This window comes from Nocardioides sp., from assembly GCF_036503465.1.
In the GTDB taxonomy this organism is placed as follows: Bacteria; Actinomycetota; Actinomycetes; order Propionibacteriales; family Nocardioidaceae; genus Nocardioides.
This window is the reverse complement of the sequence record NZ_DASXWU010000104.1, coordinates 60,421-86,354: the sequence shown is the minus strand read 5'-3', so window position 1 is coordinate 86,354 and position 25,934 is coordinate 60,421. Positions and strand designations below refer to the sequence as shown.

Genomic DNA, 25,934 nt, shown 5'->3' with positions numbered 1-25,934 from the left:
GTTGTCAATTTTCCGGTCTGTTCGAAACGACGACTGGGGTCTAGCGTGTCGATCGTTGTCGGGGTTCTTCTGCTCGAGGGGAGATCACACATGCGTGCTCGTCGAAGCCGTGTTCTTCAAGGCAAGGCAGGGTTGGCCGCCGCCACTCTCGTGGTGGGCACCGCAGCCGGCGCGATCGCCTCGGTCGGCGCGGCGCCGCCCGCCGTCGGCGCTGATCCGTCCGGCTGTCAGCTGGGCAACGGCGTGAAGCACGTCGTCGAGATCGTGTTCGACAACGTGCACTTCTTCCGGGACAACCCGAACGTCCCATCCGATCTCGAGCAGATGCCCCACCTGCTCAACTTCCTCGAGTCCAACGGCACGGTGTTCTCGAACTCCCACACGCCGCTGATCGCCCACACGGCAGACGACAGCCTGACGATCTACACCGGCTTGTACGGCGACCGTCACGGCCAGCCGGTGACCAACAGCTACAACACCTACAACCCGTACGGCAGCACCGACACCGCGACGTCCTTCGCCTACTGGACGAGCCCCGTCGCCGATACGTCGAGGCCCCCGAACGTGAACCACGACACGGCACCGTCGATGACCTACTCGGCCACCGTGCCTGCCGGCGGCACACCGAACAAGGTCACCCCGGCGCCGTGGGTGCCGTTCACCCGCGCCGGGTGCTCCGTCGGTGACTTCTCGACTGCGAACATGGTGCTCGAGAACACCAACCCGGACATCAACACCGTCTTCGGGGCCGGCTCGCCGGAGGCCCAGCAGCTCGCGAGCGACCCTGACAGCTTCAAGGATGCGGAGGTCGCCGATTACATCGGCGTCGCGGTGCACTGCGCCCAGGGCGATGCGATCTGCGCCGACGCGCAGGCCAAACGCGGAAACGACACCTCACCGTCGCCGACCGCCCGGCCCGACCTGTTGCCCGACGAGCCCGGTGGCTACGACGGCTACCAGGGACTGTTCGGCGCGCGCTACGTGGCCCCGCAGCTGGGCGCCGGTTCGTTGGACCTGAAGCACAACGGCTACCAGGTCACGAACACCGCCGGGAACCTCGTCGATCTGAACGGGAACGAGATCGACGGCGCGTTCCTCAGCGGCCATCCCGGCTTCCCAGGATTCAGCCCGACGGCGGCGCAGACGCTGGCCTACGTGGCGGACATGCAGGAGGCCGGGATCCCGGTGACGTACGGCTACATCTCCGACACGCACGACAAGAAGAACGGCGCGACCGGGTGCACGTCACCGGGCAACGCGCTCGGCCCCGGTGACGCGTGCTCGGTCGCCGCGTTGAAGTCGTACGACGATGCCTTCAACACGTTCTTCCAGCGCCTCCAGGCGGACGGCATCACGCCGGCCAACACCGAGTTCATGATCAGCGCCGAGGAGAACGACCAGTTCGCGGGAGCGAACGCCGTCGGCCGCTCGGTCCAGCCCACGCCCGCGGACTGCGACGGCGTCACGACCCCCTGCACCTACTCGAAGACGCAGATCGGCGAGCTCGCAGCCAACATCAAGGGGCTGCTGTCGACGACCGCGAGCTCAGGAACGCCGTTCGACCTCGACGCGCAGGGGGCTTCGCTCTACGTGCACGGCCAGCCGTCCGCGGACGACCCGGCGGTGCGTCAGCTGGAACGCGACACGGCCGCCATGACGAACACGTCCGATCCCTACGCGAACTACAGCGGGGTGCCGGACGAGAAGATCGTCAAGTACCAGGCCGGCGCGCTCGAACAGCGGGTGTTGCACATGCAGACGAACGATCCGTTGCGAACGCCGACATACTCGATCTTCCCGATGCCGGACTACTTCTTCGGGACATCAGGTCACGATGTGAGCATCAACAACGGATTCGCCTACGACCACGGGTACTACTCGCCGAACATCGACATCACCTGGGCCGGGATCGCGGGTCCGGGAGTGGCGGTGAACGGCGTGGACGGTCCCGTCCCGACCGAGGGGAACGAGTCGCACGACCCGAACTCAACGAAGACCGTCCCCGAGGCGTCGAGAGAGGGCACCTGGGTCGAGGAGGCCGATCTGCGGCCCACGCTGCTGCACCTCGTCGGCCTGACCGACGACTACCAGACCGACGGCCAGGTGATCACGCCGGCGCTCACCGACGCGAGCAGCTCACTGGAGAAGGTGGCTGAGCTGGGCGCCTTGTATCAGCAGATCAACTCGAGCGTCGGTGAGTTCGCGACGGACACGCTGATTGCGGACTCCAAGGCGCTGGCGAGCGGGTCGACGTCGGACGACTCGACGTACACCACCGAGCAGGAGGCCCTGCAGACGATGGCCGATCATCGCGACCGGGTCGCGGCGCTCATGAAGGCGACCCTCTCGCGCGCCGCGATGGGGATCGCGCCCGGCCGCGGCGAGCTGCGCTCCGAGATGGTGCAGGGGAGGGCGCTGCTGAGGCAGGCGGCCGAGCTGGCAGCCGATACCTGACAACCAGGGCTCGGCCGCCGCACACAGCGGTCGAGCCGCTCGCAACATCGCCGTAACACGGCTGGGACACACTGCGGCCCATGGGCAAGCAGGAAGACTTCGTGCTGCGCGCGCTCGAGGAGCGCGACGTCCGGTTCGTGCGGCTGTGGTTCACCGACGTGCTCGGGTTCCTCAAATCCGTGGCCGTCGCGCCCGCCGAGCTCGAGGGCGCGTTCGACGAGGGCATCGGCTTCGACGGCTCCGCGATCGAGGGGTTCGCCCGCGTCTACGAGGCCGACATGCTCGCCAAGCCCGACCCGGCGACGTTCCAGATCCTGCCCTGGCGCAGCGGCGACGGCCCGAGCACGGCCCGGATGTTCTGCGACATCGTGATGCCGGACGGCTCCCCGTCGTACGCCGACCCGCGGCACGTGCTGAAGCGGACCCTCGGCCATGCCGCCGAGGAGGGCTTCACCTTCTACACCCACCCCGAGATCGAGTTCTACCTGTTCAAGGACAACCCCACTCCCGGTGGCGACCCGGTGCCGGTCGACCGGTCCGGCTACTTCGACCACACCGCACAGTCGCAGGGTGCCGACTTCCGGCGCGAGGCGATCACGATGCTCGAGTCGATGGGGATCTCGGTGGAGTTCAGCCACCACGAGGGCGGCCCCGGCCAGCAGGAGATCGACCTGCGGTACGCCGACGCGCTGTCGACCGCGGACAACATCATGACGTTCCGCACCGTGATCCGTGAGGTGGCGCTGAGCCAGGGCATCTGGGCGACGTTCATGCCCAAGCCGTTCACGGCTCAACCCGGGTCGGCGATGCACACGCACGTGTCCCTGTTCGAGGGTGACAGGAACGCGTTCTTCGAGGCGGGTGCCGAGTACCAGCTGTCGAAGACGGGCCGGAAGTTCATCGCCGGCGTCCTCCGGCACGCCAGTGAGATCGCGGTGGTCACCAACCAGTGGGTGAACAGCTACAAGCGCCTGCTCGGCGGCGGCGAGGCCCCCTCGTACATCTGCTGGGGCCACAACAACCGCTCGGCCATGGTGCGGGTACCGATGTACAAGCCGCAGAAGGGCGTCTCGACCCGGGTCGAGGTGCGCACGATCGACTCGGCCTGCAACCCCTACCTGGCGTACGCCGTGGTGCTCGCCGCGGGCATGAAGGGCGTCGAGCAGGACTACGACCTGCCGCGCGAGGCCGAGGACGACGTGTGGACGTTGACCGAGCGGGAGCGCAAGAGTCTCGGCATCGAGCCGCTGCCCACCAGCCTGTCCGAGGCGATCCGCGTCGCGGAGGACTCCGAGCTGCTCGCCGAGACCCTGGGCGAGCACGTCTTCGACTTCTTCCTTCGCAACAAGCGGAACGAGTGGCGCGAGTACCGCACCGAGGTCTCCGCCTTCGAGCGCGACCGGATGCTGCCGGTCCTGTGATCGGCTGACGTGTCCGGGGCGACAGCCGACACCGGACCGACGTTCCGGTTGTGGCCGCCGGTGGCCGTCGGTGCTCCGCTGCTGATCGGACTCCTGCTGACCTGGCTCGTCGGCGGCCCCTGGGGTCCTTCACGCGACGCGTCGGCGCTGGGCTGGGTCCTGCTTATCGTGTTCGCCATGTGGAACGGATGGGCGCTGCTGACGATGCGCCGCCACCGCACCGGGCTGTTGCCGGGCGAGCCGAGCACGACGGTCCTCGCGGTCGGTCCCTTCGCCAGGTCGCGCAACCCGTTGTATGTCGGACTGCTCGTCGCGTCGGCCGGCGTCGCGCTGCTGGCGGGCTCGCTGTGGGCCGTGCTCGCTCTGCCCGTCGAGTGGGCGTTGCTCAGATGGGGGGCGGTCCTGCCCGAGGAGCGCTACCTGTCGGCGAAGTTCGGTCCGGAATACGCCGACTATCGCGGCCGGGTGCGTCGCTGGCTGTGACGTTCCGGCGGTCGTGCGACGTGGTCGCCACCGGTGGTTGGGGAAGGCGTCCTGGCCCGGCTCCGGTGGTTGAGGAAGGCGCACTGGCCGTCACCGGTGGTTGAGTAAGCCGCCCCGCCCGGCACCGGTGGTTGAGGAAGGCGCCCCGGCCGGCACCGGTGGTTGAGGAAGGCGCCCTGGCGCCTGTCTCGAAACCACCGCTGAGGTACGGGGGTGCTGGTCGAGGTCTTGCGGTGGGTGGTGGGGTGCGGTCTTTTGGCTGAATAGAGGGACGGCAGGATGGCGCCTGGCCGCCGTTGCCGGCCTCCGGTTTGCATGGGGTATCCCGGTCCAGCACGTCTGGGCTACTCCCGAAAGACCTCTCGGAGAACCGGCCGACAAAGATTCCTCAAACTTTTTCTGGAAAGCGGTCGATAACGCTGTGGATAAGCGGGGTCACTGTCGGTGGTGCCTGCTTGGCTTATCGGTATGTCGATCTCGGAACTCTCCCCGCAGCAGCCCGGTGCCGCCGGTCCGGCCGCGGTCCTGGCCGAGATCCTCACCGCGGTCCGCGAGCTGGACGGGACCTGGTGGACCAGTCAGTCCGATGACGACCTGATCGCGGTGGCGGAGCTGGTCGCCGAGCTCCGGGCAGCCACGGCGGCGGTCGAGGCGGGGGCGGTGGCGGAGGCCGACACCCGTGATCTCGGGAAGGCCACGCTGCATCACGCCTCGACCCCGGCCTGGTTGACCCACCTCGGCGGGCTGCGTAAGGGCGAGGGACGTCGGGTCGTGACCCGCGCCCACGCCCTGACCGGACCCCTCACGGCGACCCGGGAGGCGATGGCGGCCGGGACGATCAGCCCGGAGCAGGCGGACGTGATCGTGAGGTCGATCGAGGCTCTGCCGGTCGGGGAGGCCGTGCGCTCCCGGGGTGAACGCACGTTGCTGGAGCAGGCGGGGTGTCTGGATGCCTCCGACCTGGCCCGGGCGGGTCGGCATCTGGTGCACGTGGTCGACCCCGACGGGGAGGACCGCACCCTCGAGAAGCAGCTGGCCCGGGAGGAACGCGCCGCCCACCTGGACCGGTTCCTCTCGATCGCTGCCGATGGTGCCGGCGGGGTCCGGGTCAAGGGACGCGGCTCGGCCGAGGACGGCGCCCTCCTCAAAGCCGCGTTGCTGCCGCTGACCGCACCGGCTCCGGCGGTCGACGACCGAGACGGCGAGCTGGTGCACGACCTGCGTGACCACGGCGCCCGACTCTGGGACGCCCTGGTCGCCACCGCCCGGCACGCCCTGGACACCGATCTCCCACCGGCCTCGGACGGCGCCCCGGCCCGGTTGATGGTCACCGTCGGCCTCGACACGCTCCAGGCCGGACTGACCACGGGCCTCGCGGAAACCGCGGAGGCCGGGCTGGTCGGGATCGGCGTGACCGGGCTGACCGGGGACGGCACCGACCTGTCGGTCGCGACCATCCGGCGGTTGGCCTGCGACGCCGAGATCATCCCCGCCGTCCTCGGCACCCGCGGCGAACCCCTGGACGTGGGCCGGGCGCGGCGGCTGGTCACCGTCGCGATCTGGCTCGCCCTGGTCATCCGGGACCGGCACTGTGCCTTCCCGGGCTGTGACCGGCCGCCACTGATGTGTCACGCCCACCACATCCGGCACTGGATTCTCGGCGGCGAGACGAAGCTCGAGAACCTCGTGCTCCTCTGCGGGCATCACCATCGGGTCATCCACGACTCACCCTGGCAGGTCAGGCTGAATCCCGACGATCACAAACCCGAATTCCGTCCACCACCCAAACCCGGTGTCGAAAGCGCCTGGATCCGATATCGACCCCGACGAGAATGAGGGGGTGCTGCACGACCCCGACGGTCGGTTCTTTGGGTCGGAGGCCGTCATCAAGATGCCCAGGAGCCCTCAGCCCATCGGCATGGTCTGATCGGACGGGAGCGTCAGCCAGGGAAGTGCCTCGGGGGCGACGAGCAGCAGGATGCCCACGCCGGTCAACAATGCGGCGGTGGCGACCGTGAGGCCGCCTCGCCAGGGCAGGGTTTTCTCGACCGCGATGATGCCGGCGACGAACCCCATCCAGATGACGCTCATCACCCCGAGCGCGAACAGCGACGCCATCAGCGCCCAGCAGCAGCCCACGCACCAGGCCCCGTTGCGCGCGCCCATCCGGAGCGCCCCTGTCACGCCGTCCCGCCACGAGCCCAGGAGCGCGCCGAGCGGGCTGCGGCACTTCGAGAGGCAGACGTCCTTGAACGGGGTGAGCTCATAGGCGGCCGCGGCGAGCAGCGTGGCGCCCGCGAAGCCGTGGCCGGCGCGGTCCCACGCGAGGGCGCCGTCCGAGGTCGACGCCACTGCGCCGGCGAGGACGTAGGCGGCGATGCCGGCCGTGGCCCACGTGAGCAGGTAACCCACCGTGAAGGCCCACGGTGACAGTGGCGAACGCTCCCTGGTGATGCGGGTGTACAGGCTCACCGTGGGCGCCACGGACGGCAGCATCATCGCGGCCATCATCACGACCCAGATGGCGAGGAACCAGCCCAAGCTCCCGAGGCTCGTCCAGGGTCCTGCGTCCATGCCGCGCATCTCGCGCGCGGTCCACAGCCAGCCGACGGCGGCGAGGGCGAACAGGGCGGCCACCAGCCCGAGCCGAGCCCGCGCCGCGGCGTACGCCGGACCGAGCCCGGCGCTCGCGCCGGCGGGCGCTGCCGACCTCATCGGAGGTCAGGCGGCCCAGGAGAACTCGGACTTGGACAGCCCCGTCTTGCCCTCGAAGGAGATGCCGAAGGCGTTGATCCGAGTGCGCTGCGCCTCGGCCATGGTGAGGTCGGAGCCGACGGGGTGGAACATCCCGTTGAACCGGACCGGCTCGCCGGACTCCACGCCGAACGGGACGACGTCCTCGATCTCGAAGTCGATCGTGTCTCCGACGCGCACGCTGTGCCGCAGGCCGTCGTCGCTGATCTCGATCGCGGCGCGTTCGACCCCGACCACTTCGGCAACGAGGGGCGTGAGCGCGCCCATGGGTCCGCCCAGCTGGCCGCCGAACACCTTCGTGAGCTTGTCGAACTGCTCGTCGCTCGCACCGTCGTCGACAAAGAGCCCGAGTCGCCAGTCGCCGTCGGTCATCACCTTCGGGGTGTCGGCGATCATCACGACCTTGCGCCCCGCGATGTCGGTGCCTTCGATCTCACCCTCGCGGATGTTGAAGGCCAACGTCACCCGGCAGAAGTCGTAGGTGGCGCCGTGGGCCATGGACAGGTTGCACGGGCACATCAGCTCGCAGGAACAGGTCTCGACATAACTCCCGGTCAGATTCCATGCCATTTCGGGCCCCCTCCGTGAGACCTTTCAGTCTTGCCAGGTCGGGTGGATCGGTCAATGAATCGATCGAGCCACGGGACACCGTCTCGACGCGTATGCCGATGGCCATAGGTTGGCCACGTGACACCACGCGTGCTCGTGATCCAGCACGAGGCAGACGACCCGATCCACCTGATGGGCACCTGGATGCAAGGCGTCGAGCTCGTCGTCTGCCGTGCCTACGAGGGAGATTCGGTCCCGGTCGAGATGGACGGCCTTGACGGGGTCGTCGTGATGGGCGGCGCGGTGGGCGCGCACGACGACGAGAAGGCGCCCTGGCTGCCCGCGGTCCGCGAGCTGATCCGGCTGGCCGCCGAAGCGCGGGTGCCGACCCTGGGCATCTGCCTCGGCCACCAGCTGTGCGCGGTCGCTCTGGGTGGCGAGATCGTGGTGAACCCCCGCGGCCGGCAGCTCGGACTCCTCGACGTCGGGTGGACCGCCGAGGCGGTCGACGACGCGCTGATGGGCGGCCTGGTCGGACCGCGCCGCGCGATGCACTGGAACGACGACGTCGTCGCCGTGCTCCCCGAAGGTGCGCGGCAGCTGGCGACGTCGAGCACCGGCGAGGTGCAGGCGGTCCGGTACGCACGGGCGGTCTGGGGCGTCCAGTGGCATCCCGAGGTGGACGACGCCCTCGTCGCACGGTGGGCGAACGACGGCAGCCTCCCGGCGTCCGAGAAGGAGCGGGTGCTCGACGACCTGGTCCGATCGCGGAACGACCTCGACGAGTCCTGGCGACCGCTCGCGCAGCGCTTCGTCGACCTCGTCCTAGCCGGCCGGCTCGGCTAGCGCGAAGAACCCTCTGCGGGGCCGGCGAAGGACTCCCGGAGCCGCTCGCGGACTCCGGGCGGAGCCTCGACTCGGTCGAGGCCGAGCAGGGCCGCTCCGACGACGGGCGGGGTGCGCACGACTCGGGGTTCGGCGAGGGGTGCGGCGTCAGCCAGGAGACGGTTGATCTCCTCCATCAGCTGCTTGTGCCCCGCGGTGAGCACACCGCCACCCAGCACGACCGGGAACGACTGCTCCAGGACCCCGAGACGTCGCATAGCTGCCACCGCCAAGGCGACCACCTCCTCGGCCTGACGGCGTACCAAGGCGGAGGCCACCTCGTCGCCGGCGGCCGCGACAGCGAACAGCACCGGCGTCAGCCCGCTGCACTCCGTCTCCGAGAGGGAGCCGAGGTGCACCGCTGCGATCAGCTCCTCCATGCCGGCCAGACCCGCGTGGCGGGGGAGCGCCTCGCTCAGCTCGGTGCGCGGCCCGCGGCCGTCCACGGCTCGCGCCGCCCACCACATCGCCTCCTGCCAGAGGTGGCCGCCGCCGCCCCAGTCGCCCGAGATGTGACCGACCGCGGCGAAGCGCGCCGTGGTGCCGTCGGGCAGCAGGCCGGCGCAGTTGATCCCGGCTCCGCACACGACGGCGACCCCGCGCGGCTCGTCGAGCCCGGCGCGGAGCAGGGCGAAGGTGTCGTTGAAGACCTCGATCGACGCGCCCCACCCCTGGGCGACGATCGCCGACTCCAGGGCCTGGTGCTCGACGGGCAGGTCGGCGTTGGCGAGGCAGGCCGACACGTGCCGGGCGACCGGGCCCTCGCCCTCGAGCCCGGCCCGCGCTCGCGCCCTCGCGACCAGGGGGGCGAGGCCGGTCACCGCGGTCGCCGGCCCGAGCCGGTCGGGCCGGAACGGACCTCCACGGGCGGTGGCCCGTACCGTCCCGTCGTCGGCGACGATCGCGACGTCGGTCTTGCTGTTCCCCGCGTCGATGGCGAGGACCGACGCCGGCTCCTCGGATGTGTGCTCGCCCATGTCAGGACCACCGGAGGTAGTCGCGGTTGGTGGCGATCAGCCGGTCGGCGAGACCGTGCGCGACATCGACCTGACCGACGAGCGGGTGGGCGAGAAGGGCCTTGAACACCCGGTCGTATCCGCCGCGCAGCGCCGCGTCCAGCGCGAGGTGCTCGTACGCCGTGACCGCCGCCACCAGCCCGGCGTACACCGGCGCGAGCGGTGCGAGGGGCACGGCTCGTACGCCGGAGCGGTCGACCGCGGCGGGAACCTCGATCACAGCGTCGTCCGGTAGGAAGGGCAGGGTGCCGTCGTTGCGCAGGTTCACGACCTGGGTGTGCGCGGCGCTTCCGGACCCGAGCAGGGACGCCGCGAGCTGCACGGCGGCCTCGGAGTAGAACGCCCCGCCGCGCTCGCCGAGCAGCGCCGGCTTCTCCTCGAGCGCGGGGTCCGCGTACATCGTGAGCAGCTCCTGCTCGATCTCCGCGACCCGCGCCGCCCGCGAGCCCGCCGCGCGCTGCTCGGCCACCACCTCGTCGTGGGCGTAGAAGTAGCGCAGGTAGTAGGACGGGACGACCCCCAGCGTGTGCAGCACCTCCACGGGGAGCTCCAGCGACTCCGCGATCTCCGCCCCGTGCGCCGCCAGCAGCTCCGGAAGCCGGTCGACCCCGTCCACGGTGACGGCGCGTTCCCAGGTCAGGTGGTTCAAGCCGACGTGGTCGAGCTCCACGAGCTCGGGGGAGACGCCCAGCCACGCGGCGAACCGGCGCTGGAAGCCGATCGCGACGTTGCACAGCCCGACGGCGCGGTGGCCCTCCTGCAGGAGAGCACGGGTGACGATGCCGACCGGGTTCGTGAAGTCGATGATCCAGGCGTCCGGTGCGGCCGCGCGCACCCGCTCGGCGATGTCCAGGACGACGGGGACTGTCCGCAGCGCCTTGGCGAGACCGCCGGCGCCCGTCGTCTCCTGCCCCACGCACCCGCACTCCAACGGCCACGTCTCGTCCTGCTGCCGCGCGGCCTGGCCCCCGACACGCAGCTGCAGCAGGACCGCGTCGACGCCGTCGAGCGCCGGCTCCAGCTCGGTCGTGGTCGTGATGCGCCCCGGGTGGCCGAGCCGGGCGAGGATCCGCCGGCCGAACGCGCCCGTCAGCTCGAGGCGGTCGGCGGCGGGGTCGACCAGGACCAGCTCGTCGACCGGCAGTACGTCGTACTGCCGGCCGAGGCCGTCCACCAGCTCCGGGGTGTACGTCGAGCCGCCGCCGACGACCGCGACCTTCCGTGGGGTGCTCGTCATCCCTTGACCCCCGTCAGCGTCACGCCTTCGATGAACGCCCGCTGGGCGAGGAAGAACAGGATGAGGACCGGTGCCATGACCAGGACGGTGGCCGCCATGGTCAGGTTCCAGTCCGTGTGGCGGGCGCTCTTGAACGTCTGCAGACCGTAGCTGAGGGTCCAGGCAGCCGGGTTCTCGCTGGCATAGATCTGCGGCCCGAAGTAGTCGTTCCAGCAGTAGAAGAACTGGAACAGACCGACGGCGGCGATCGCCGGCCTGATCATGGGGATCACCACGCTCACCATCGTCCGGAACTCCCCGCAGCCGTCGATGCGCGCGGCCTCCAGGTAGGCCCGCGGCACCGTCAGCATGAACTGCCGCAGCAGGAAGATGGTGAACGCGTCGCCGAAGGCGAGCGGGATGATCAGCGGCCACAGCGTCCCGGTCAGGTGGAAGTCCTGGGCCCACACGAGGTAGAGCGGGATGATCGAGACCTGCGGTGGCAGCATCATCGTCGCGATCACGACCATCATCGCCACGTTCCGACCCCGGAACCTGAAGTACGCCAGTGCATAGGCCACCGGAAGGCTGGACAGCAGCGTGAGGGCGGTGCCGCAGCCGGCGTACACGAGCGTGTTCCTCCACCACGTCGGGAAACCGGGGGTGTGCCAGACGTCGACCAGGTTGCGCCACGCGAAGGGGTGCGGCCACAGGTCCCGGGTCAACGACTGCTGGTCCGACATCAGCGCCGTGAGCACGACGAAGACGAAGGGCAGGACGAACAGCAGGGCGAGGCCGACCGCGAAGGAGTGCAGGGCGACCCACTCGAGCAGGGCGCGTCGTCGATAGAGGGCGGGCTGGGCGGCGCTCGTCGTCATCTCAGTCCTCCGCCGTCAGGAAGCCGCTGCCGCGCCCCATCAAGAAGGCCGCGAAGATCATCGAGAGGACGAACAGCACCATCGCGATCACGCAGGCGGCGCCGATGTCGAACCGTTGGAAGCCGAGGTTGTAGACCAGCTGGGGGAGGGTCAGGGTCGAGCCGGAGGGGTAGCCCGGCTCGAACTGGTTGCCCGACCCGGCGATCTGCCCACTCGCGACCTGGCCCGCCACGATCGGCTCGGTGTAGTACTGCATCGTCGCGATGACGCCGGTGATCACGGCGAACAGCAGGATCGGTCGCAGGTGGGGGAGCGTCACGTGCAGGAAGCGTCGCACCGCCCCCGCACCGTCCAGGGACGCCGCCTCGTACAGCTCCTGGGGGACGTCGAGCAGGGACGCCAGGAAGATCACCATCAGGTCCCCGACCCCCCACAGCGCCAGCAACGTGAGCGCGGGCTTGGACCAGGTCGGGTCGTTGAACCAGCTCGGCGCCGACACACCGACGTGGCCGAGGATGGTGTTGACCGGCCCTGTCCCGGGGTTGAGCAGGAACACGAACGCCAGAGTTCCCGCGACGGGCGGTGCCAGGAACGGCGCGTAGAACACCGTGCGGAGCAATGAGTTACCGCGCTTGACGGAGATGACCAGCTGGCCGAGCACCAGACCCGCCACGATCCGCAGGGTCACCAGTACGACGACGAACCACAGCGTGTTGCGCATCGCGGGCCAGAAGAACGGATAGTCGCGGAACACGAAGCGCCAGTTGTCCAGCCCGTTCCAGGTCGGAGACACGAAGCCGTCGTACCGGGTGAACGAGAGGTACGCCGTGGTCGCGAGCGGATACAGGAAGAAGAGTCCCGTCCCCAGCAGCCACGGGGACAGGAAGGCCAGGTTGCGCAGCAGCTCCCGACGGCGGCGGCTGCGCAGACCCGGACTCCTCCTCGTTCTGGGTGAGGCCGTGAGCGTCACTGGACCTGGGCGATGTTGGTGTCGATCTGGTGGGCTGCGTCGACGAGGCCGGACTGGAGGTCGCTCTGCTTCCCGGACTGGAAGTTGTAGCCCAGGTTCTGCAGGACCAGCTGGTAGTCGCCCCCGTTGGGGCTCGCCGGCGTCGTAGTGCTGTTCGGGTCCGACGCGATCTTGATGAACGTCTGGAAGTTCGGGTCCTGGCTCACCTTCGGCGAGGCCAGCGCAGCGGTCGTCGACGGGACGTTGTGGATCGCGTTCGCGAAGTTCACGACGGCGTCCGTGTCCGTGGTCAGGTACTTCACGAACTCCCACGCGGCGTTCTGCTTGTCACTCGTACTGGCGATCCCGACGATCGTGCCCGTGATGTAGCCCTTGCCGTACTGGTCCGCCAGGTCGTCGGGCACCGGGAAGGGTGCGACGCCGTAGTTCACCTTGCTGTTCGAGTCGTCGATCATGCCGGCGCGCCACTCACCGTCGATCATCATCGCGACCTGGCCGGTCATGAACGCGTTGTTGTTGCTGAACTCCTCACCGGCGGAGGTGCGGAACTTGTCCAGCCGCGCGTATCCGCCCAGCTTGTCGACGAGGTTCTTCTGCCACTCCATCGCGGACTTCAGGGCGCCGTCGTTCGCCACGTTGGACTTGCCGTCCGAGGTGAAGTACGTCGGCGACCACTGTGCCGCGAAGTGGGTGATCGTCGACTCGTAGAAGTGGTAGTCGGGCTGGAAGCCGAGCTGCGAGTAGGAGTCGCCGGACGTCTTGGTCAGCTTGACGGCGTCCGCGTCGAGCTGCGACATGGTCTTGGGCGGACCGCTGATCCCGGCAGCCTTGAACGCGTCCTTGTTGTAGTAGAGGCCGTAGGCGTCGCTGAGCAGGGGGAGCGAGCACTGGTTGCCGTTGTACTGCGTGTAGGACAGCTGTGGGCCCGGGAACGTCGTGGTCGGGTCGATCCCGGACTTCGCCAGGAACGGGGTCAGGTCGACGAACGCGTGGGACGTGCAGAACTCGCCGACGTTGTCGGTCGTGAACGACGAGACGACGTCCGGGGCCGATGAGCCGCCGGCTCGCAGCGCCTGGTTGATCTTGTCGTCGGTGATGTTGCCGACGGCCTTCACGTGGATGTTCGGGTGGGCCTTCTCGAACGCGTCGATGGTCGCCTGGATCGCCTTGACCTCGCTCGGCGCGCTCCACCCGTGCCAGAAGGTGATGGTGACGTCCGCGTTCGGGTTGTCGTTGGCCCCTCCCTTCGACGACCCGAAGCACGCCGTCAGGGCGAGCGCGAGGGCTGCGGTCAGGGCGCTGCCGGCGATGCGACGACGCAGGTGTCGGGTCATGGTGATCTCCTGTTGTCGGGCCGGGCGCTGCCCGGGTGTGCGAGGTGACGGACCGTGTCGAAGACGTCGTCCCGGGCGGCGGCGAGGGCCGTGTGGAGCGCACCGGTGAGCACCGGTCCCTCGCGGACCTCCGCGAGCTCGAGGCGCGGGCGCCCGGCGGCCAGCGACCCGAGCTCGTCGGCGACAGCCGCGCGGAGCCGCTGATCGCCGGCGAGGGCCACGGATCCCGAGAGGACGACGAGGGCCGGGTCGAGGACCGCGACCAGAGCCGCGATGCCGACGGCCAGCCGGTGCCCCAGCGTCGCGATCAGCTGGTCGCCCGCCCCCGGGGTCGCGATCGCCCTCCGGACGGCCGCGGGTGCCGATGTCGCCCGGATGCCGAGGGAGCGGGCGAGTGCGAGGACGGCAGGAGCGCCGGCGAGCTCCTGGAAGGCGCCGGCATTGCCGCGGCGTACGTCGCGCACGAGCGGCGTGCCCGGGAGCGGGAGGAAGCCGATCTCGCCCGCTCCACCGGTCGCGCCGCCGTACAGCCGACCGCCGATCACCACGGCGGCGCCGAGCCCCTCGTCGACCCAGAGCAGCACGAAGTCGTCGACCCCACGGCCGTGCCCCGAGCCGAGCTCGGCGACAGCGGCGAGGTTCACGTCGTTCTCCACGTGAACCGGCGCGGCGACAGCCTCTGCCAGCCTGTCGAGCAGGTCGGGGTCGTGCCACCCCGGGAGGTGGCGGGCGTAGCGCAGCCGGCGGGTGCGCGGGTCGAAGGCACCGGGGGTGCCGATCGCGACGTGCAGCAGGTCCGACGTGCCGATACCGGCCGCGGTCGAGGCGCCCTCGAGCGCCGTCCGCACGTTCTCCACCGCGTCGGGGCCGGGGCGTCGGGGCGTGCGGAGCTCGTGCTCGCCCACGATCCGGCCGGTGATGTCGGCGACCGCGGCCACGATGCGGGTCGGGGTCACGTCCAGCGCCCCCACGTGACCGGCACGCGGGTTCACGGCGTACAGCTGCGCCCGCGGGCCCGGGCCGCCGGAGGAGCTGCCGCTGGCGACGACGAGGCCCGCGGCCTCGAGCCGTGCCAGGAGCTGCGACGCCGTCGGCTTCGAGAGACCGGTGAGCTCGCCCAGCCGGGTTCGCGACAGCGGCCCGTGCTCGAGCAGGAGGTCGAGAGCCGCCCGGTCGTTGATCCCGCGCAGCATCCGCGGCGTACCCGGCCTCATCGGGTGCCCGTCCGCGCTGCTCTGCTCATGCCGTCCTCACATTAGACAGGAAAGTTTCCTAATAGATTGCACCAACGGGTTCGCGGCGCGCAAGGGTCAGCACCGCGACGGGTGGCTACATTGACGCGGTGAGCCCCCGAAGCGACTCCGCGCGCACTCGGCTGCTCAGGCTGGGCTTCGAGGACTCCGCGCGGGCGCGCGATGACCTGGCCAGGCTCGGGGACGAGGCGGAGCCGCTGGTGGCGGTCCTCGCTCGCACCGCCGACCCCGACCAGGCCCTCGCCGGCCTGGTGCGCCTGGCGGAGCGGGCAGGGCCCGGACTGGTCGAGGAGCTCGCCGACGACGAGGGCACCGCGATGCGGCTGCTCTCGGTGCTCGGCGCCAGCCAGGCGCTGTCCGACCACCTCTGCCGCCACCCCGAGCACTGGCGCGAGCTCGCCGACCCCTTCCTCGGCTCCACCCGCCCCGCGGCGTACGCCGTACGGGCCGACCTGATGCGGGCCGTCGGTGCCGATCCCGCGAGCGACGCCCCTACCGCGACGACGTCCGAGGCCGAGGCGGTCGATGCGCTGCGGGTCGAGTACCGACGGCTGCTCACCCGGCTCGCGGCCCGCGACCTGGCCCAGCACCTCGGTGTCGACGACGCGTCGGCCGAGCTCTCCGACCTCGCGGCCGGCACCCTCGACGCCGCCCTCGCGATCGCCCGCGCCCACGTGCCCGACGCGGAGACCAGCCGGCTCGCGGTGGTGGCACTCGGCAAGTGCGGTGGACACGAGCTCAACTACGTCTCCGACGTGGACGTGCTCTACGTCTTCGAGCCCGCCGACGGCATCGACGAGGCCACCGCCGCTCAGGTCTCCACGCAGCTCGCCTCGTTCCTGATGCAGGTCTGCTCCGACCACACCCGCGAGGGCACGATCTGGCCCGTCGACGCCAACCTCCGTCCCGAGGGGAAGGCCGGCCCACTGGTCCGCACCCTCGCCAGCCACCGCGCCTACTACGAGCGCTGGGCGAAGGCGTGGGAGTTCCAGGCCCTGCTCAAGGCACGGCCGGTCGCAGGTGACCTCGAGCTCGGGCGGAAGTTCCTGTCCATGGTCGGTCCGATGGTCTGGCAGGTCGCGGAGCGGGACGGCTTCGTCGGTGACGTGCAGGCGATGCGGCGACGGGTCCTGGACGCCATCCCCGCCCGCGACGCCGACCGTCAGCTCAAGCTCGGCGCGGGCGGTCTGCGCGACGTCGAGTTCGCCGTCCAGCTCCTCCAGCTGGTGCACGGGCGCACCGACGAGACGCTCCGCGACCCCGGCACCCTGCATGCGCTCGAGATGCTGACCGCGCGTGGGTACGTCGGCCGGGAGGACGGAGAGGCGCTGCACGCGGCGTACGAGTTCCTGCGCACGCTCGAGCACCGCATCCAGCTCCAGCGCCTGCGCCGCACCCACGTCGTACCGTCCGACGACGCATCGCTGCGCCGGCTCGGGCGCGGGATGGGGTTCACCAAGGAGCCGGCGAAGGCGCTCGAGCAGGAGTGGTCACACCATCGGCTGGAGGTACGCCGCCTCCACGAGAAGCTCTTCTACCGGCCGCTGCTCGAGGCGGTGGCGCGCGTCCCGGCGGCGGGGGTGCGGCTGACCGCCGAGGCGGCCGGACAGCGCCTCGCCGCCCTGGGGTACGCCGACCCCGCGGGGGCACTCCGGCATCTCGAGGCGCTGACCAGCGGGGTCACCCGGACCGCCGCCATCCAGCGCGCCCTGCTGCCGGCCATGCTCGAGTGGTTCGCCGACGCACCCGATCCGGACGCCGGCCTGTTCGGGTTCCGCCGGATCAGCGAGAGCCTCGGCTCGACGCACTGGTACCTCAAGACGCTGCGTGACGAGGGCCAGGTCGCCGAGCGGCTGGCCCGGCTGCTGGCGACGTCGCGGTACGCCACCGACCTCCTCGAGCGCGAGCCCGAGGGCGTGCGGATGCTCGGCGAGGACCTCACCCCGCTCGGGTCCGAGGCGATCCTCGAGCGCATGCACGCGTCGGCCGAGCGCCAGGACGACGCGGAGGAGGCCGTGCGCTCGATCCGCGCGATCCGCCGGCGCGAGCTGTTCCGGATCGCGGTCGGCGAGCTCTTCGCAGAGACCGAGGTCGCCGACGTCGGCGCCGCCCTGTCGCGGCTGACCGACGCCACGCTCGAGGCGACCCTGGAGGTCGCCGGCTGGTCGGTCCGCGAGCAGCGGGGGCTCGCCGAGGCGCCGACCCGGATGGCGATCGTCGCCATGGGTCGCTACGGCGGCTTCGAGCTGTCCTACGGCAGCGACGCCGACGTGCTGTTCGTGCACGAGCCCAGGGCCGATGCCGACGACGTGGCCGACGACGCCGGCGAGGAGGCGTCGGCGTACGCCCATGCGGTGGCCAACGAGCTCCGCCGGTTGCTGCTCGCGCCGGGCACCGACCCCGCCCTGGTGGTCGACGCCGACCTGCGCCCCGAGGGCAAGCAGGGTCCGCTCGTGCGCAGCCTCGCGTCGTACGCGGCGTACTACGGCACGTGGTCGAAGGTCTGGGAGGCTCAGGCCCTGCTCCGTGCCGACGCGGTCGTCGGCGACGAAGGTGTGCGCCGCGGCTTCACCGAGCTGATCGATCCGCTGCGTTACCCGCCCGAGGGGATCACCGACGTCGAGGTCACCGAGATCCGACGGATCAAGGCGCGGGTCGACCGCGAGCGCCTGCCCCGCGGCGCCGATCCGAACACCCATCTCAAGCTCGGCCGGGGCGGCCTCGCCGACATCGAGTGGACGGTCCAGCTGCTCCAGCTCCGGTACGCCGGCCGCGTGCCCGCCCTGCGCAGCCCCCGCACCCTGACCGCACTCGACGTCGCCCGCGACGCGGACCTCCTCGACGCCGCCGACCACGCGGCCCTCGACCGCGCCTGGAGATCGGTGAGCCGGCTGCGCAACGCGATCACCCTGGTCACCGGGCGCAGCGGCGACCAGGTGCCCCGCGACGCCCGCGAGCGTGCCGCCGTCGCCAGCATCCTGGGCTACGGCCCCGGACGCTCCGACGAGATGGTCAACGACTACCTCCGCACCACGCGCCGCGCCCGGGCCGTTGTCGAGCGGGTGTTCTGGGAGTGACCGATGCGTTGGTTTGGGGACGGTCGCTGGGCCCGTCTCGAGACACGGAGGACGGTCCTGAGGCCCCAAGCACCGTCACCGGGTTTCGACTCGCCTGTCACGGCTTCGCAGGCTCAGCCGTGGGCTCGCTCAACCTTCGCTCGCCCACGCCGACCCTCGTTCCTCGGGTCGGCTGCTCGCTCGACATACTCGGCGCATGACCTCCACCGCCGACCGGGCGACCGCACTGCTGGCGCTCCACACCGACCCGAAGCTGCTGACGCTCGTCAACGTCTGGGACGTCGCGAGCGCGCGCGTCGTCGCGCAGACCGAGGGCACGACCGCCATCGCCACGGCCAGCCACGCGATCGCAGCGATGTACGGCTACGAGGACGGCGAGCACATCCCGCGCGACCTCATGCTCGAGGCGGTCGGCCGGGTCGTCGATGCCGTCGAGCTTCCGGTCACCGCGGACCTCGAGGCGGGGTACGGCGATGCGGCCGAGACCGTACGCCGCGCCATCGCCCTCGGGGTGGTCGGCTGCAACATCGAGGACCAGCTGAAGCCGGTCGCCGAGGCGGCGGAGGTGGTCGGGTCGGTGATGCGGGCCGCCGCCGACGCGGGCGTGCCGGACTTCGTCCTCAACGCCCGCACCGACGCCTTCCTGCTGGCCGGCGACCGGGACCCGCACGACGTACTCGAGGACGCGATCCAGCGGGGTCGGGCGTTCCTCGACGCCGGAGCGCCGGTCGTGTTCGTCCCCGGTCGCCTGACCGAGGAGCAGGTCGGGGTGCTCGTCGACGCGCTGGGTCCGCAGCGACTGACGATGCTGCCCGCGCCCGGCTCCCCGCCGCTGGCCAGGCTGCAGGAGCTCGGCGTCGCCCGCGTCAGCTTCGGGCCGTTCCCGCAGCGCGTCGCGCTGACGGCGCTGCAGGAGATGGTCGAAGGAGTGGGAAGGGGCGAGGGCATCCCCTCCGGCACCCGGCCCCTGACCTGAATCCGTTTGGAGGTGTCCCTCGGCGACTGGTTGGCTGACCCCCGTGGACGACGAGCAGAGGGAACGCCTCGAGGCCGCGTCGAAGGCCTGCGACGCCACCGTGTTCGGGCACGCCAAGCGCACACCAGCCGAGACGCTGAGGGTGGTGGCGGACGCGACGGAGCGGCTGGGTGTCGACGAGTGGGACGTGTACGCCGAGAAGGGCGCTGTGGCGCAGGTCGAGGCCCGTGTCGCCGAGCTGCTCGGCAAGCCGGCGGCGGCGTACTTCCCGAGCGGGATCATGGCCCAGCAGGCGGCCCTCCGGGTCTGGTGCGACCGCACCGGCTCGCGGCGCGTGGCTATCCCCGACCTGTCGCACCTGCTCAAGCACGAGGAGGACGGACCGCGCCGGATCCACGGGTTCGAGTTCGACCACCTCACCGAGGGGCCGCGGACGGCGACCGCCGACGACCTCCGGCGGCTGTCACCCGGCCTCGGCGCTGTGCTGATCGAGCTGCCGCTGCGCGACGGGGGCTGCCTGCTGCCGACGTGGGACGAGCTGACCGAGCTTTCCGACACGGCCCGTGAGCTCGGCGTACCCCTGCACGCCGACGGTGCTCGCATCTGGGAGTCCCAGCCCTTCTGGGTCCCTCGCCGACATCGCCGCGCTGGTCGACACCATGTACGTCTCGTTCTACAAGGGCCTCGAGGCCCTCGCCGGCGCCGCGCTGGTCGGACCGGAGGACGTCGTGGCCGAGGCCCGCACCTGGCGCCGCCGGATGGGCGGCACCCTCTTCCACCTCACGCCGTACGCCGTCTCCGCCCTGGCCGGCCTCGAGGAGCGGCTGCCGCGGATGGGGGAGTACGCCGCCTGGGCACGGTCGCTGGCCGCCGAGCTGACGCAGTGCGGTGTGTCGGTGACGCCCGACCCCCCGCACACCAACACCTTCCAGCTCTTCGCAGAGTCGACTCCCGACGAGATCCTCGAGCGGAAGATCGCGTTCATGGAGCGCGAGAAGGTCGACCCCTGCGGGGGCTGGTGGGAGTCGCGTGTGCCGGGCATCGCGATGAGCGAGATCGCGGTCCACGAGGTCGCACTGGGGCACGACCCGGCTCAGGTCGCGGCCTGGATCGCCGAGATCGCGCGCGGCTGACGGATCGGTGGAGGCGGTCCTGCCGGGGATGCAGGCACTGCCCCTTGAGCGCCGTCCGGACCAGGCCTAGCGTGGGATGACCACGTCCGGAGGAGGCTCACATGACACTCACCCGGATCACGTCCACTCTCGGCGCGCTCGCGCTCGGCGGGGTACTCGTGGCCTCGACGTACGGCGCACAGGCGGCCGGGCCGCCGTCTGCACCGGACCACTCGGGCCACTCCGGACACAGCCGGACGGTCGAGAAGACCTACCACTTCCAGGCGCCGGTGCCCCACAAGTACGGCCCCAACGGAATGCGGATGGGCCTGCACTGCGAGACCGTGGACATGTCGTGACCGGGCCAGGTCGCGGTCGCGGCATGGTCCTCCGGGCCGCCGGCGCGGTCGTGTTCACGGCGCTGCTGGTCGGCCCGTCTGCGCAGGCCCGCGCGCCGGGTGTGTCCCACGTGTCCGACGGGCACGCACGCCCGGCCTACGGCCACACCACGAACGAGTGGCTGATGATGGGCCCGCACTGTGGCGCCAGCATGACGTCGGGCTGAGCCCGCGGGCGTTGTCTCACACCCGGCCGTCGAGGAACATCCGCAGCCGGCTCCTGGTGGACTCCGGGTCCTCGGCGATCGTCCGGTTCGCGGCACGACAGGCCCAGCCCAGGCGCAGCGCGATGGGGACGGCGTCCCGGAGCTCGGGCCGGTCCGGGGCGTAGCGGCGCAGGTGGCGGTCGATCAGGGGCGCGATGTCGACCGCGTTCTCGACGTCGTCGAGGCCCCAGGCGACGAAGCCCTCGAGTGTCACCGACATCGTGAAGAAGGGATGCGAGACGACCGCGTCGCCCCAGTCCAGGATCAGGTGCCGACCGGCCCGCACGAAGACGTTGCCGTCGTGCAGGTCGTCGTGCTGCAACGTCTCGGTCACGGCGTACGTCGCCAGCTCCTCGGCCAGCTCCCGCACCCGCGGTACGGCGTCGCGGAACCGCTGCTCCACGTCCTCGGCCTCGACCAGCGCGGCGTACCGGTCGGGCAGCACGGCCAGCCTCATGTCCGGGACGCCCGCTCCGACCAGGGCGTCGACGTCGGTCTCCATCGCCCGGGCGATGTCGGCGGCCCCCTCGAGGATGTCGTCCCAGCGGGACAGGTCGCGCTCCTCGGCGATCACCTCGCGGAGCCGGCGCCCGGCGTCCTCCATCAGCATCCAGCCACGGTCGGGATCGTCGGCGATCAGCGGCGGCACACGGTCGGGCACCCGCCGGGCCAGGAGGAGCACGACGGTCGCCTCGTGCCGGAGCGCCTCCATGTTGGCCTTGAACCAGACCGGCCCGTCGGCGGTCGGCACGCGCAGCACCGTCGACCACGGGCGCACGTGCACCTGGTCGGGCTCACCGGTCCGCGGCCGCCCCGCGCCGGCCAGCCGGTCGTCGACCCACGCGACCGCGCCCTCCAGCCAGGCCGGGTCCTCCCAGGGCTCCGCCGAGACGCCCACCATGTCGCCCGCCACGACGTGCAGTCTCGTCCACCGGCGTACGGCGTGGCTCGCGATTTCCCGGCGGGCGAGTGGTGCGGACCCGCATCATGTGGCGGTGGATCTGCCCAAGTACCCGGTCACGGACAGAGCGCCGTCACCGGGCGCGAGCACGGCGCGTGGGCCGGCCATCGCGCTCCTCGTGCTCGAGTCGGTCCTTCTCGGAGTCTCGCTCCCCATCCAGCTCCTTCTTCTGCTGTCGCTCGGGTGGGAGGGCGGTGACGAGGCTCTGAAGCACCGGCTGCTCGGTCTCCTGCCGCTGCTCGGCATGGGCGCCCTCGTGACAGTCGTCGTGGCCGCACTGGCCGCCGCCTCGGTCCGTCGGGACGCGAGCGAGGCCGTCGGATTGGCGGCGTCCGCCGCCGCTCTGACGGCGCTGCTCGGCATCGGCTGGCTCGCGGCCTTCGCGGTGCGGTCGTGGACCCCGTTCTCGGGCCGATCTGGGTGGCGATGACCGCGCCGTCCCTCGTGGCCTTCGGGCTACTTCTCGCCGTACGCCGCCGGGTCAGGCGGGCGGACGGGTCGCCGCCTCGATGACCCGCGTCAGCCGGGGCTGGAGCTCCTTGAGCTCCGAGATGTCCATGCCCAGGCGTTCGACGACGGCCGGCGGGACCTTCAGGGCCTTGCGCCGCAGGGCGCGGCCCTCGGGCGTGAGCTCGACGGCGAGTGCTCGCTCGTCGTGTGGGTTGCGCTCACGGGTGACGTAGCCGGCAGCCTCGAGCCGCTTGAGCAGCGGGGACAGGGTCGCGGGGTCGAGCTGGAGCATCTCCGAGAGGTCGCGGACCGACACCGACCCGTGCTCCCACAGCGCCAGCATCACGAGGTACTGGGGATGGGTGAGCCCGAGCGGCTCGAGCACGGGACGATAGAGCGCGATCACGCTCCGCGACGCCACGGCGAGCGCGAAACAGACCTGTTCCTCGAGTGCGAGCGGGTTCTCCGGAGGCACGGCTGTCGTCCTCGTCACAGTGGTTAGTGTACCAATGATTGGTACCCTAACCATTGATGGACACCACCCAGCCCGCTCGTCGCCGGCGTCACCTGATGGACCCTGCCAACCCGCAGCGTCCGAGCGTCGAGTCGCGCGAGATCACCGTCGTGCGGCAGTGGGTGTTGTCCGTGCTGGTGACGACGACGATCCTGCACCTGTCCTTCGGGTTGGCGTTCGCAGGTGTCTACGCCGACGGCACCCGGCCCGGCGCCGGTGTCGGCCTGAACGTCCTCGCCTCGGTCAGCGGCATCGGCGCCGTCGTCGCCGCGCGACTGATCCACGGGAAGTCGCCGCTGTCGTGGTGGCTGCTGCTCGGCCCGCTGCCTGGGGTCATCGGCCTCTGGCTACTGCTGCGCTGACAGGATGAACGGGTGACGTCTCGTCGAGATCGCCGCGTCGCAGTGACGGTCTGCCTGGCGGCCACCCTCGTGCTCGCGGGGTGCCGCTCGACCGGTTCCTCGTCCACCGCGTCCTCAGGTCCCGGGACCTCGCTCGACCACACGGTCCCCTCCGCGATCCTGGACCTCCCGCTGCGAGAGGCGGACGGGAGCACGACGACCCTCGGCGACTTCTCCGGCTGGACGGTCGTGATCTCGGACTCGATGACGCTGTGCACGGAGGACTGTCCGCTCGACACCGCGAACGTCGTGACCGCGGCACGAGCCGCCGACGCGGACGGGCTCACCGGGAAGGTCGTCTTCCTGACCATCACCGTGGACCCCGGGCGGGACACACCGCACCGCCTCACGGCGTACCGCAGGCTCTACGACCCCGACAACCGGTTGTCCAACTGGCTGCTGCTCACCGGCTCGCGGCCCGACATCGCCCGCCTCTGGAAGTACTTCGGCGTCTATTGGCGCAAGGTGCCGGAGGGACGCCCTCCGGACCGCGACTGGCTGACCGGAAGGCCGCTGACCTACGACGTCGAGCACGCCGACGTCGTCCTCATGCTCGACGGCAACGGCCACGAGCGGTACCTGATCTCCGGGCACGCGCACGTCGCCGGTGCACGCAACGTGCCCGGCAAGGTGCGCGACTTCCTCAACGGCCTCGGGCGTCAGCACCTGTACCGGCCGGGCTCGGGGTCGTGGACCTGGAACGACGTCCTCGACGGCGTCCACCGGGTCGCGGGTGACGGCTGAGGTCGGTCAGGTGCCGACGAGGGTGCCGGCGACGACCGCGACGAAGAGGAGGGCGAGGTAGTTGTTGGTGACGTGGAACAGCGCCATCGGCCGCGCCACCCCGCCGGCGCGCACCTGACGGCGTAGTCGCCACGCGGCGCCCCAGAACCACCCACCCAGCCCGACCGCGCAGACGCCGTAGACGGGCCCGGCGTACCAGACGAGCGTCAACGACACCGCGATCGTGGCGGCGGTGTACACGAGGATCTTGCGGACCACCATCTCGGGCGTGGCCACCACCGGGAGCATCGGCACCCCGGCGGCCGCGTAGTCCTCGCGGTATCGCATCGCCAGCGCCCAGAAGTGCGGGGGCGTCCAGACGAAGACGACGGCCGCGAGCAGCAGCGCCGGCAGCCCGACCCGGCCGGTCACGGCGGCCCATCCGACCAGCGCCGGGAAGCACCCGGCGGCTCCGCCGATGACGATGTTCGACGCGGTCCTCCGCTTCAGGCCCAGCGTGTAGACGACGATGTAGAACACGATCGCGGCGTCGGCCAGGGCCGCGGCGAGCCAGTTCACGGTCAGCCCGAGCACCAGGGTGGCCGCGACGCCGAGCAGGCTCGCGAACACCAGCGCGCGCGGTGGGCTCACGACGTATGCCGGGTCCGCGGCCGCGAGTGGCCGACGAGACGTGCGACGCATCTTGGCGTCGATGTCGCGGTCGAAGTAGCAGTTCAGCGCGTTCGCGCTGCCGGCGGCGAGGGTGCCACCGACCAGGGTCAGGAGCACGAGCGGCAGCGAGGGGACCCCGCGCCGGGCGAGGACCATCGCGGGGACGGTGGTCACCAGAAGCAGCTCGATGATCCGAGGCTTGGTCAGCGCGAGGTAGGCGCGGACGGCGCCCGCGTGCGCGGGCCGGTGGCGGGGAGGGGCTGCGCGGACGACGGTCACCGGGCACCCGCCAGGTGGTTCGGCGGAGTGGTCAGACCAGGACGCCGGTCACCCTGACGCGCCTCGTCGTCGAGCCAGCGCATCAGCACGACGCCGATGGCCGGGGCGATGGTGAACATCCCGGCGACCCACATCAGGGTGCCGGCGGCCTGCTGGTCGGCCAGCGGCGAGGTCCCCCACGGTGTCGGATGCGCGTAGGACGAGTAGAGCAGGTGGCCGGCGTTCGCGATCGCCAGCCCCAGGAACGCCGTCGCCGGCATGGAGATCATCAGGTAGAACACCCGGACCGGATGGCCGATCCGACGTGGCGCCGGATCCACTCCGACGGCGGGCCACCAGAACATCAGCGCGGTGACCAGGTAGACCAGGTGCTCGACCTGGTGCACGGGCTCGTGCTCCAGGGCCATCTCGTAGAGCGACGTCAGGTGCGTGACGACCAGCACTACCGCGAACGCCGCGAGGGCGACCAGGGGATGGGTGACGACCGTGACGAGTCGGCTGCGCAGCACCCGCACGAGCATTCGGCGACGGAGCCACGGTGGGTCGGCGCGCAGCAGGACCGACACCGGACCTCCCAGCAGCAGCAGCGGTGCCGCCACCATCTGGAGCAGCACGTGCTGGACCATGTGCAGCGAGAACGACGACTCCGCGAACACGTCGGGGGGCCCGTCGACCGCGACGACGAGGGCGAGCAGCCCGCCCGCGAAGCACCAGGCTCGCGACCGTGGGACAGCGCGCCCCTTCCCCCGGGTCCGGAACGGCACCCGGTGCCAGGCCGCGGCGTACAGGATCCCGGTGACGACGACGGCCGTCGTGGGTACGGCGCTGAGCGACCACGAGGTCAACCAGTCCCGGAGCGTCACCTCGGCTCCTTCCCACGACGGCGATCGCCGTCGCGGTGCTCACCGTGACACAACGTCACCGGACGACCTCGCTGGGTGACACGCCCGTC

At 71.0% G+C, this 25,934-nt stretch carries 25 protein-coding genes and 1 pseudogene; 14 read left to right on the top strand and 12 right to left on the bottom strand.

The features are described from left to right. The first annotated feature begins 153 nt into the window (after positions 1 to 153). The 4 genes from VGK78_RS20070 to VGK78_RS20055 all read left to right on the top strand — a co-directional run bounded on the left by VGK78_RS20070 (position 154) and on the right by VGK78_RS20055 (position 6,194). Positions 154 to 2,454 carry a hypothetical protein gene (locus VGK78_RS20070; RefSeq protein ID WP_331529521.1) on the top strand — a complete coding sequence of 767 codons (2,301 nt, stop codon included), beginning with the start codon at positions 154 to 156 and terminating at the stop codon, positions 2,452 to 2,454. A gap of 80 nt (positions 2,455 to 2,534) precedes the next feature. Next, positions 2,535 to 3,875, top strand: coding sequence for a glutamine synthetase family protein (locus tag VGK78_RS20065; protein WP_331529520.1), 1,341 nt, complete (start codon positions 2,535 to 2,537; stop codon positions 3,873 to 3,875). 9 nt (positions 3,876 to 3,884) lie between these two features. Next, complete coding sequence (locus tag VGK78_RS20060) at positions 3,885 to 4,358, top strand: isoprenylcysteine carboxylmethyltransferase family protein (protein WP_331529519.1); 474 nt, start codon at positions 3,885 to 3,887, stop codon at positions 4,356 to 4,358. Between the two features lie 468 nt (positions 4,359 to 4,826). Then, the gene (locus tag VGK78_RS20055) at positions 4,827 to 6,194 is read left to right on the top strand and encodes an HNH endonuclease signature motif containing protein (RefSeq protein ID WP_331529518.1); all 1,368 of its coding nucleotides are present in this window, start codon (positions 4,827 to 4,829) and stop codon (positions 6,192 to 6,194) included. 69 nt (positions 6,195 to 6,263) lie between these two features. On the opposite strand, the gene VGK78_RS20050 is transcribed toward VGK78_RS20055, so the two are convergent. Both VGK78_RS20050 and VGK78_RS20045 read right to left on the bottom strand, forming a co-directional pair. Then, positions 6,264 to 7,073: a DUF2182 domain-containing protein gene (locus tag VGK78_RS20050; RefSeq protein WP_331529517.1), complete on the bottom strand. Its 810-nt coding sequence runs from the start codon at positions 7,071 to 7,073 to the stop codon at positions 6,264 to 6,266. Positions 7,074 to 7,079: 6 nt separating this feature from the next. After that, positions 7,080 to 7,682: a DUF1326 domain-containing protein gene (locus tag VGK78_RS20045; RefSeq protein WP_331529516.1), complete on the bottom strand. Its 603-nt coding sequence runs from the start codon at positions 7,680 to 7,682 to the stop codon at positions 7,080 to 7,082. Between the two features lie 117 nt (positions 7,683 to 7,799). Between VGK78_RS20045 and VGK78_RS20040 the strand changes: the two genes are divergently transcribed. Beyond that, the gene (locus VGK78_RS20040; protein ID WP_331529515.1) at positions 7,800 to 8,507 is read left to right on the top strand and encodes a type 1 glutamine amidotransferase; all 708 of its coding nucleotides are present in this window, start codon (positions 7,800 to 7,802) and stop codon (positions 8,505 to 8,507) included. On the opposite strand, the gene VGK78_RS20035 is transcribed toward VGK78_RS20040, so the two are convergent. Genes VGK78_RS20035 through VGK78_RS20010 form a run of 6 tightly spaced genes read right to left on the bottom strand, consistent with a single transcriptional unit; the run spans position 8,504 to position 15,174 of the window. After that, a complete protein-coding gene (locus VGK78_RS20035; protein WP_331529513.1) occupies positions 8,504 to 9,523 on the bottom strand; it encodes an N-acetylglucosamine kinase in 1,020 nt (339 codons plus the stop codon). The two genes, VGK78_RS20040 and VGK78_RS20035, sit on opposite strands and share 4 nt — an antisense overlap. Position 9,524: 1 nt before the next feature. Next, a complete protein-coding gene (locus VGK78_RS20030) occupies positions 9,525 to 10,799 on the bottom strand; it encodes a 6-phospho-beta-glucosidase (protein WP_331529512.1) in 1,275 nt (424 codons plus the stop codon). Beyond that, on the bottom strand, positions 10,796 to 11,656 hold the full coding sequence (locus tag VGK78_RS20025; protein ID WP_331529511.1) for a carbohydrate ABC transporter permease: 861 nt from the start codon (positions 11,654 to 11,656) through the stop codon (positions 10,796 to 10,798). The genes VGK78_RS20030 and VGK78_RS20025 overlap by 4 nt, the downstream gene beginning before the upstream one ends. Before the next feature lies 1 nt (position 11,657). Then, on the bottom strand, positions 11,658 to 12,626 hold the full coding sequence (locus VGK78_RS20020; protein WP_331529510.1) for a sugar ABC transporter permease: 969 nt from the start codon (positions 12,624 to 12,626) through the stop codon (positions 11,658 to 11,660). Continuing rightward, complete coding sequence (locus VGK78_RS20015; RefSeq protein ID WP_331529509.1) at positions 12,623 to 13,960, bottom strand: ABC transporter substrate-binding protein; 1,338 nt, start codon at positions 13,958 to 13,960, stop codon at positions 12,623 to 12,625. Before VGK78_RS20015 ends, VGK78_RS20020 begins: the two co-directional genes overlap by 4 nt. Further along, positions 13,957 to 15,174, bottom strand: coding sequence for an ROK family transcriptional regulator (locus VGK78_RS20010; protein WP_331529508.1), 1,218 nt, complete (start codon positions 15,172 to 15,174; stop codon positions 13,957 to 13,959). Before VGK78_RS20010 ends, VGK78_RS20015 begins: the two co-directional genes overlap by 4 nt. A 128-nt stretch (positions 15,175 to 15,302) precedes the next feature. Here VGK78_RS20010 and VGK78_RS20005 point away from each other — a divergent pair, with 128 nt between their 5' ends. The 6 genes and pseudogenes from VGK78_RS20005 to VGK78_RS19985 all read left to right on the top strand — a co-directional run bounded on the left by VGK78_RS20005 (position 15,303) and on the right by VGK78_RS19985 (position 20,943). After that, on the top strand, positions 15,303 to 18,290 hold the full coding sequence (locus tag VGK78_RS20005) for a bifunctional [glutamine synthetase] adenylyltransferase/[glutamine synthetase]-adenylyl-L-tyrosine phosphorylase (RefSeq protein ID WP_331529507.1): 2,988 nt from the start codon (positions 15,303 to 15,305) through the stop codon (positions 18,288 to 18,290). Between the two features lie 196 nt (positions 18,291 to 18,486). Further along, on the top strand, positions 18,487 to 19,266 hold the full coding sequence (locus tag VGK78_RS20000; RefSeq protein ID WP_331529506.1) for an isocitrate lyase/phosphoenolpyruvate mutase family protein: 780 nt from the start codon (positions 18,487 to 18,489) through the stop codon (positions 19,264 to 19,266). Positions 19,267 to 19,309: 43 nt separating this feature from the next. Continuing rightward, positions 19,310 to 19,819: pseudogene (locus VGK78_RS20445) on the top strand (beta-eliminating lyase-related protein); the annotation flags it as partial. A gap of 10 nt (positions 19,820 to 19,829) precedes the next feature. Continuing rightward, positions 19,830 to 20,399 (top strand): beta-eliminating lyase-related protein, encoded by a 570-nt coding sequence (locus VGK78_RS19995; protein ID WP_331529505.1) that lies wholly within the window; start codon positions 19,830 to 19,832, stop codon positions 20,397 to 20,399. 101 nt (positions 20,400 to 20,500) lie between these two features. Next, positions 20,501 to 20,737, top strand: coding sequence for a hypothetical protein (locus VGK78_RS19990; RefSeq protein ID WP_331529504.1), 237 nt, complete (start codon positions 20,501 to 20,503; stop codon positions 20,735 to 20,737). Further along, positions 20,734 to 20,943, top strand: coding sequence for a hypothetical protein (locus VGK78_RS19985; RefSeq protein WP_331529503.1), 210 nt, complete (start codon positions 20,734 to 20,736; stop codon positions 20,941 to 20,943). The genes VGK78_RS19990 and VGK78_RS19985 overlap by 4 nt, the downstream gene beginning before the upstream one ends. 16 nt (positions 20,944 to 20,959) lie before the next feature. Here the strand turns inward: VGK78_RS19985 and VGK78_RS19980 are convergent, their stop codons facing one another. Further along, positions 20,960 to 21,895 carry a phosphotransferase gene (locus tag VGK78_RS19980; RefSeq protein ID WP_331529502.1) on the bottom strand — a complete coding sequence of 312 codons (936 nt, stop codon included), beginning with the start codon at positions 21,893 to 21,895 and terminating at the stop codon, positions 20,960 to 20,962. Between the two features lie 82 nt (positions 21,896 to 21,977). Here VGK78_RS19980 and VGK78_RS19975 point away from each other — a divergent pair, with 82 nt between their 5' ends. Beyond that, positions 21,978 to 22,373 (top strand): hypothetical protein, encoded by a 396-nt coding sequence (locus tag VGK78_RS19975; RefSeq protein WP_331529501.1) that lies wholly within the window; start codon positions 21,978 to 21,980, stop codon positions 22,371 to 22,373. A gap of 51 nt (positions 22,374 to 22,424) precedes the next feature. Here the strand turns inward: VGK78_RS19975 and VGK78_RS19970 are convergent, their stop codons facing one another. Then, positions 22,425 to 22,886, bottom strand: a complete 462-nt coding sequence (locus tag VGK78_RS19970) for a MarR family transcriptional regulator (RefSeq protein WP_331529500.1) — start codon at positions 22,884 to 22,886, stop codon at positions 22,425 to 22,427. A gap of 38 nt (positions 22,887 to 22,924) precedes the next feature. On the opposite strand from VGK78_RS19970, the gene VGK78_RS19965 reads away from it, so the two are divergent. After that, positions 22,925 to 23,269 carry a hypothetical protein gene (locus VGK78_RS19965; RefSeq protein WP_331529499.1) on the top strand — a complete coding sequence of 115 codons (345 nt, stop codon included), beginning with the start codon at positions 22,925 to 22,927 and terminating at the stop codon, positions 23,267 to 23,269. 12 nt (positions 23,270 to 23,281) lie between these two features. Next, a complete protein-coding gene (locus tag VGK78_RS19960; RefSeq protein ID WP_331529498.1) occupies positions 23,282 to 24,052 on the top strand; it encodes an SCO family protein in 771 nt (256 codons plus the stop codon). A gap of 6 nt (positions 24,053 to 24,058) precedes the next feature. Here the strand turns inward: VGK78_RS19960 and VGK78_RS19955 are convergent, their stop codons facing one another. Beyond that, complete coding sequence (locus tag VGK78_RS19955) at positions 24,059 to 24,982, bottom strand: heme o synthase (RefSeq protein WP_331529497.1); 924 nt, start codon at positions 24,980 to 24,982, stop codon at positions 24,059 to 24,061. Further along, complete coding sequence (locus VGK78_RS19950; protein ID WP_331529496.1) at positions 24,979 to 25,845, bottom strand: cytochrome c oxidase assembly protein; 867 nt, start codon at positions 25,843 to 25,845, stop codon at positions 24,979 to 24,981. Before VGK78_RS19950 ends, VGK78_RS19955 begins: the two co-directional genes overlap by 4 nt. Between the last annotated feature and the right edge of the window lie 89 nt (positions 25,846 to 25,934).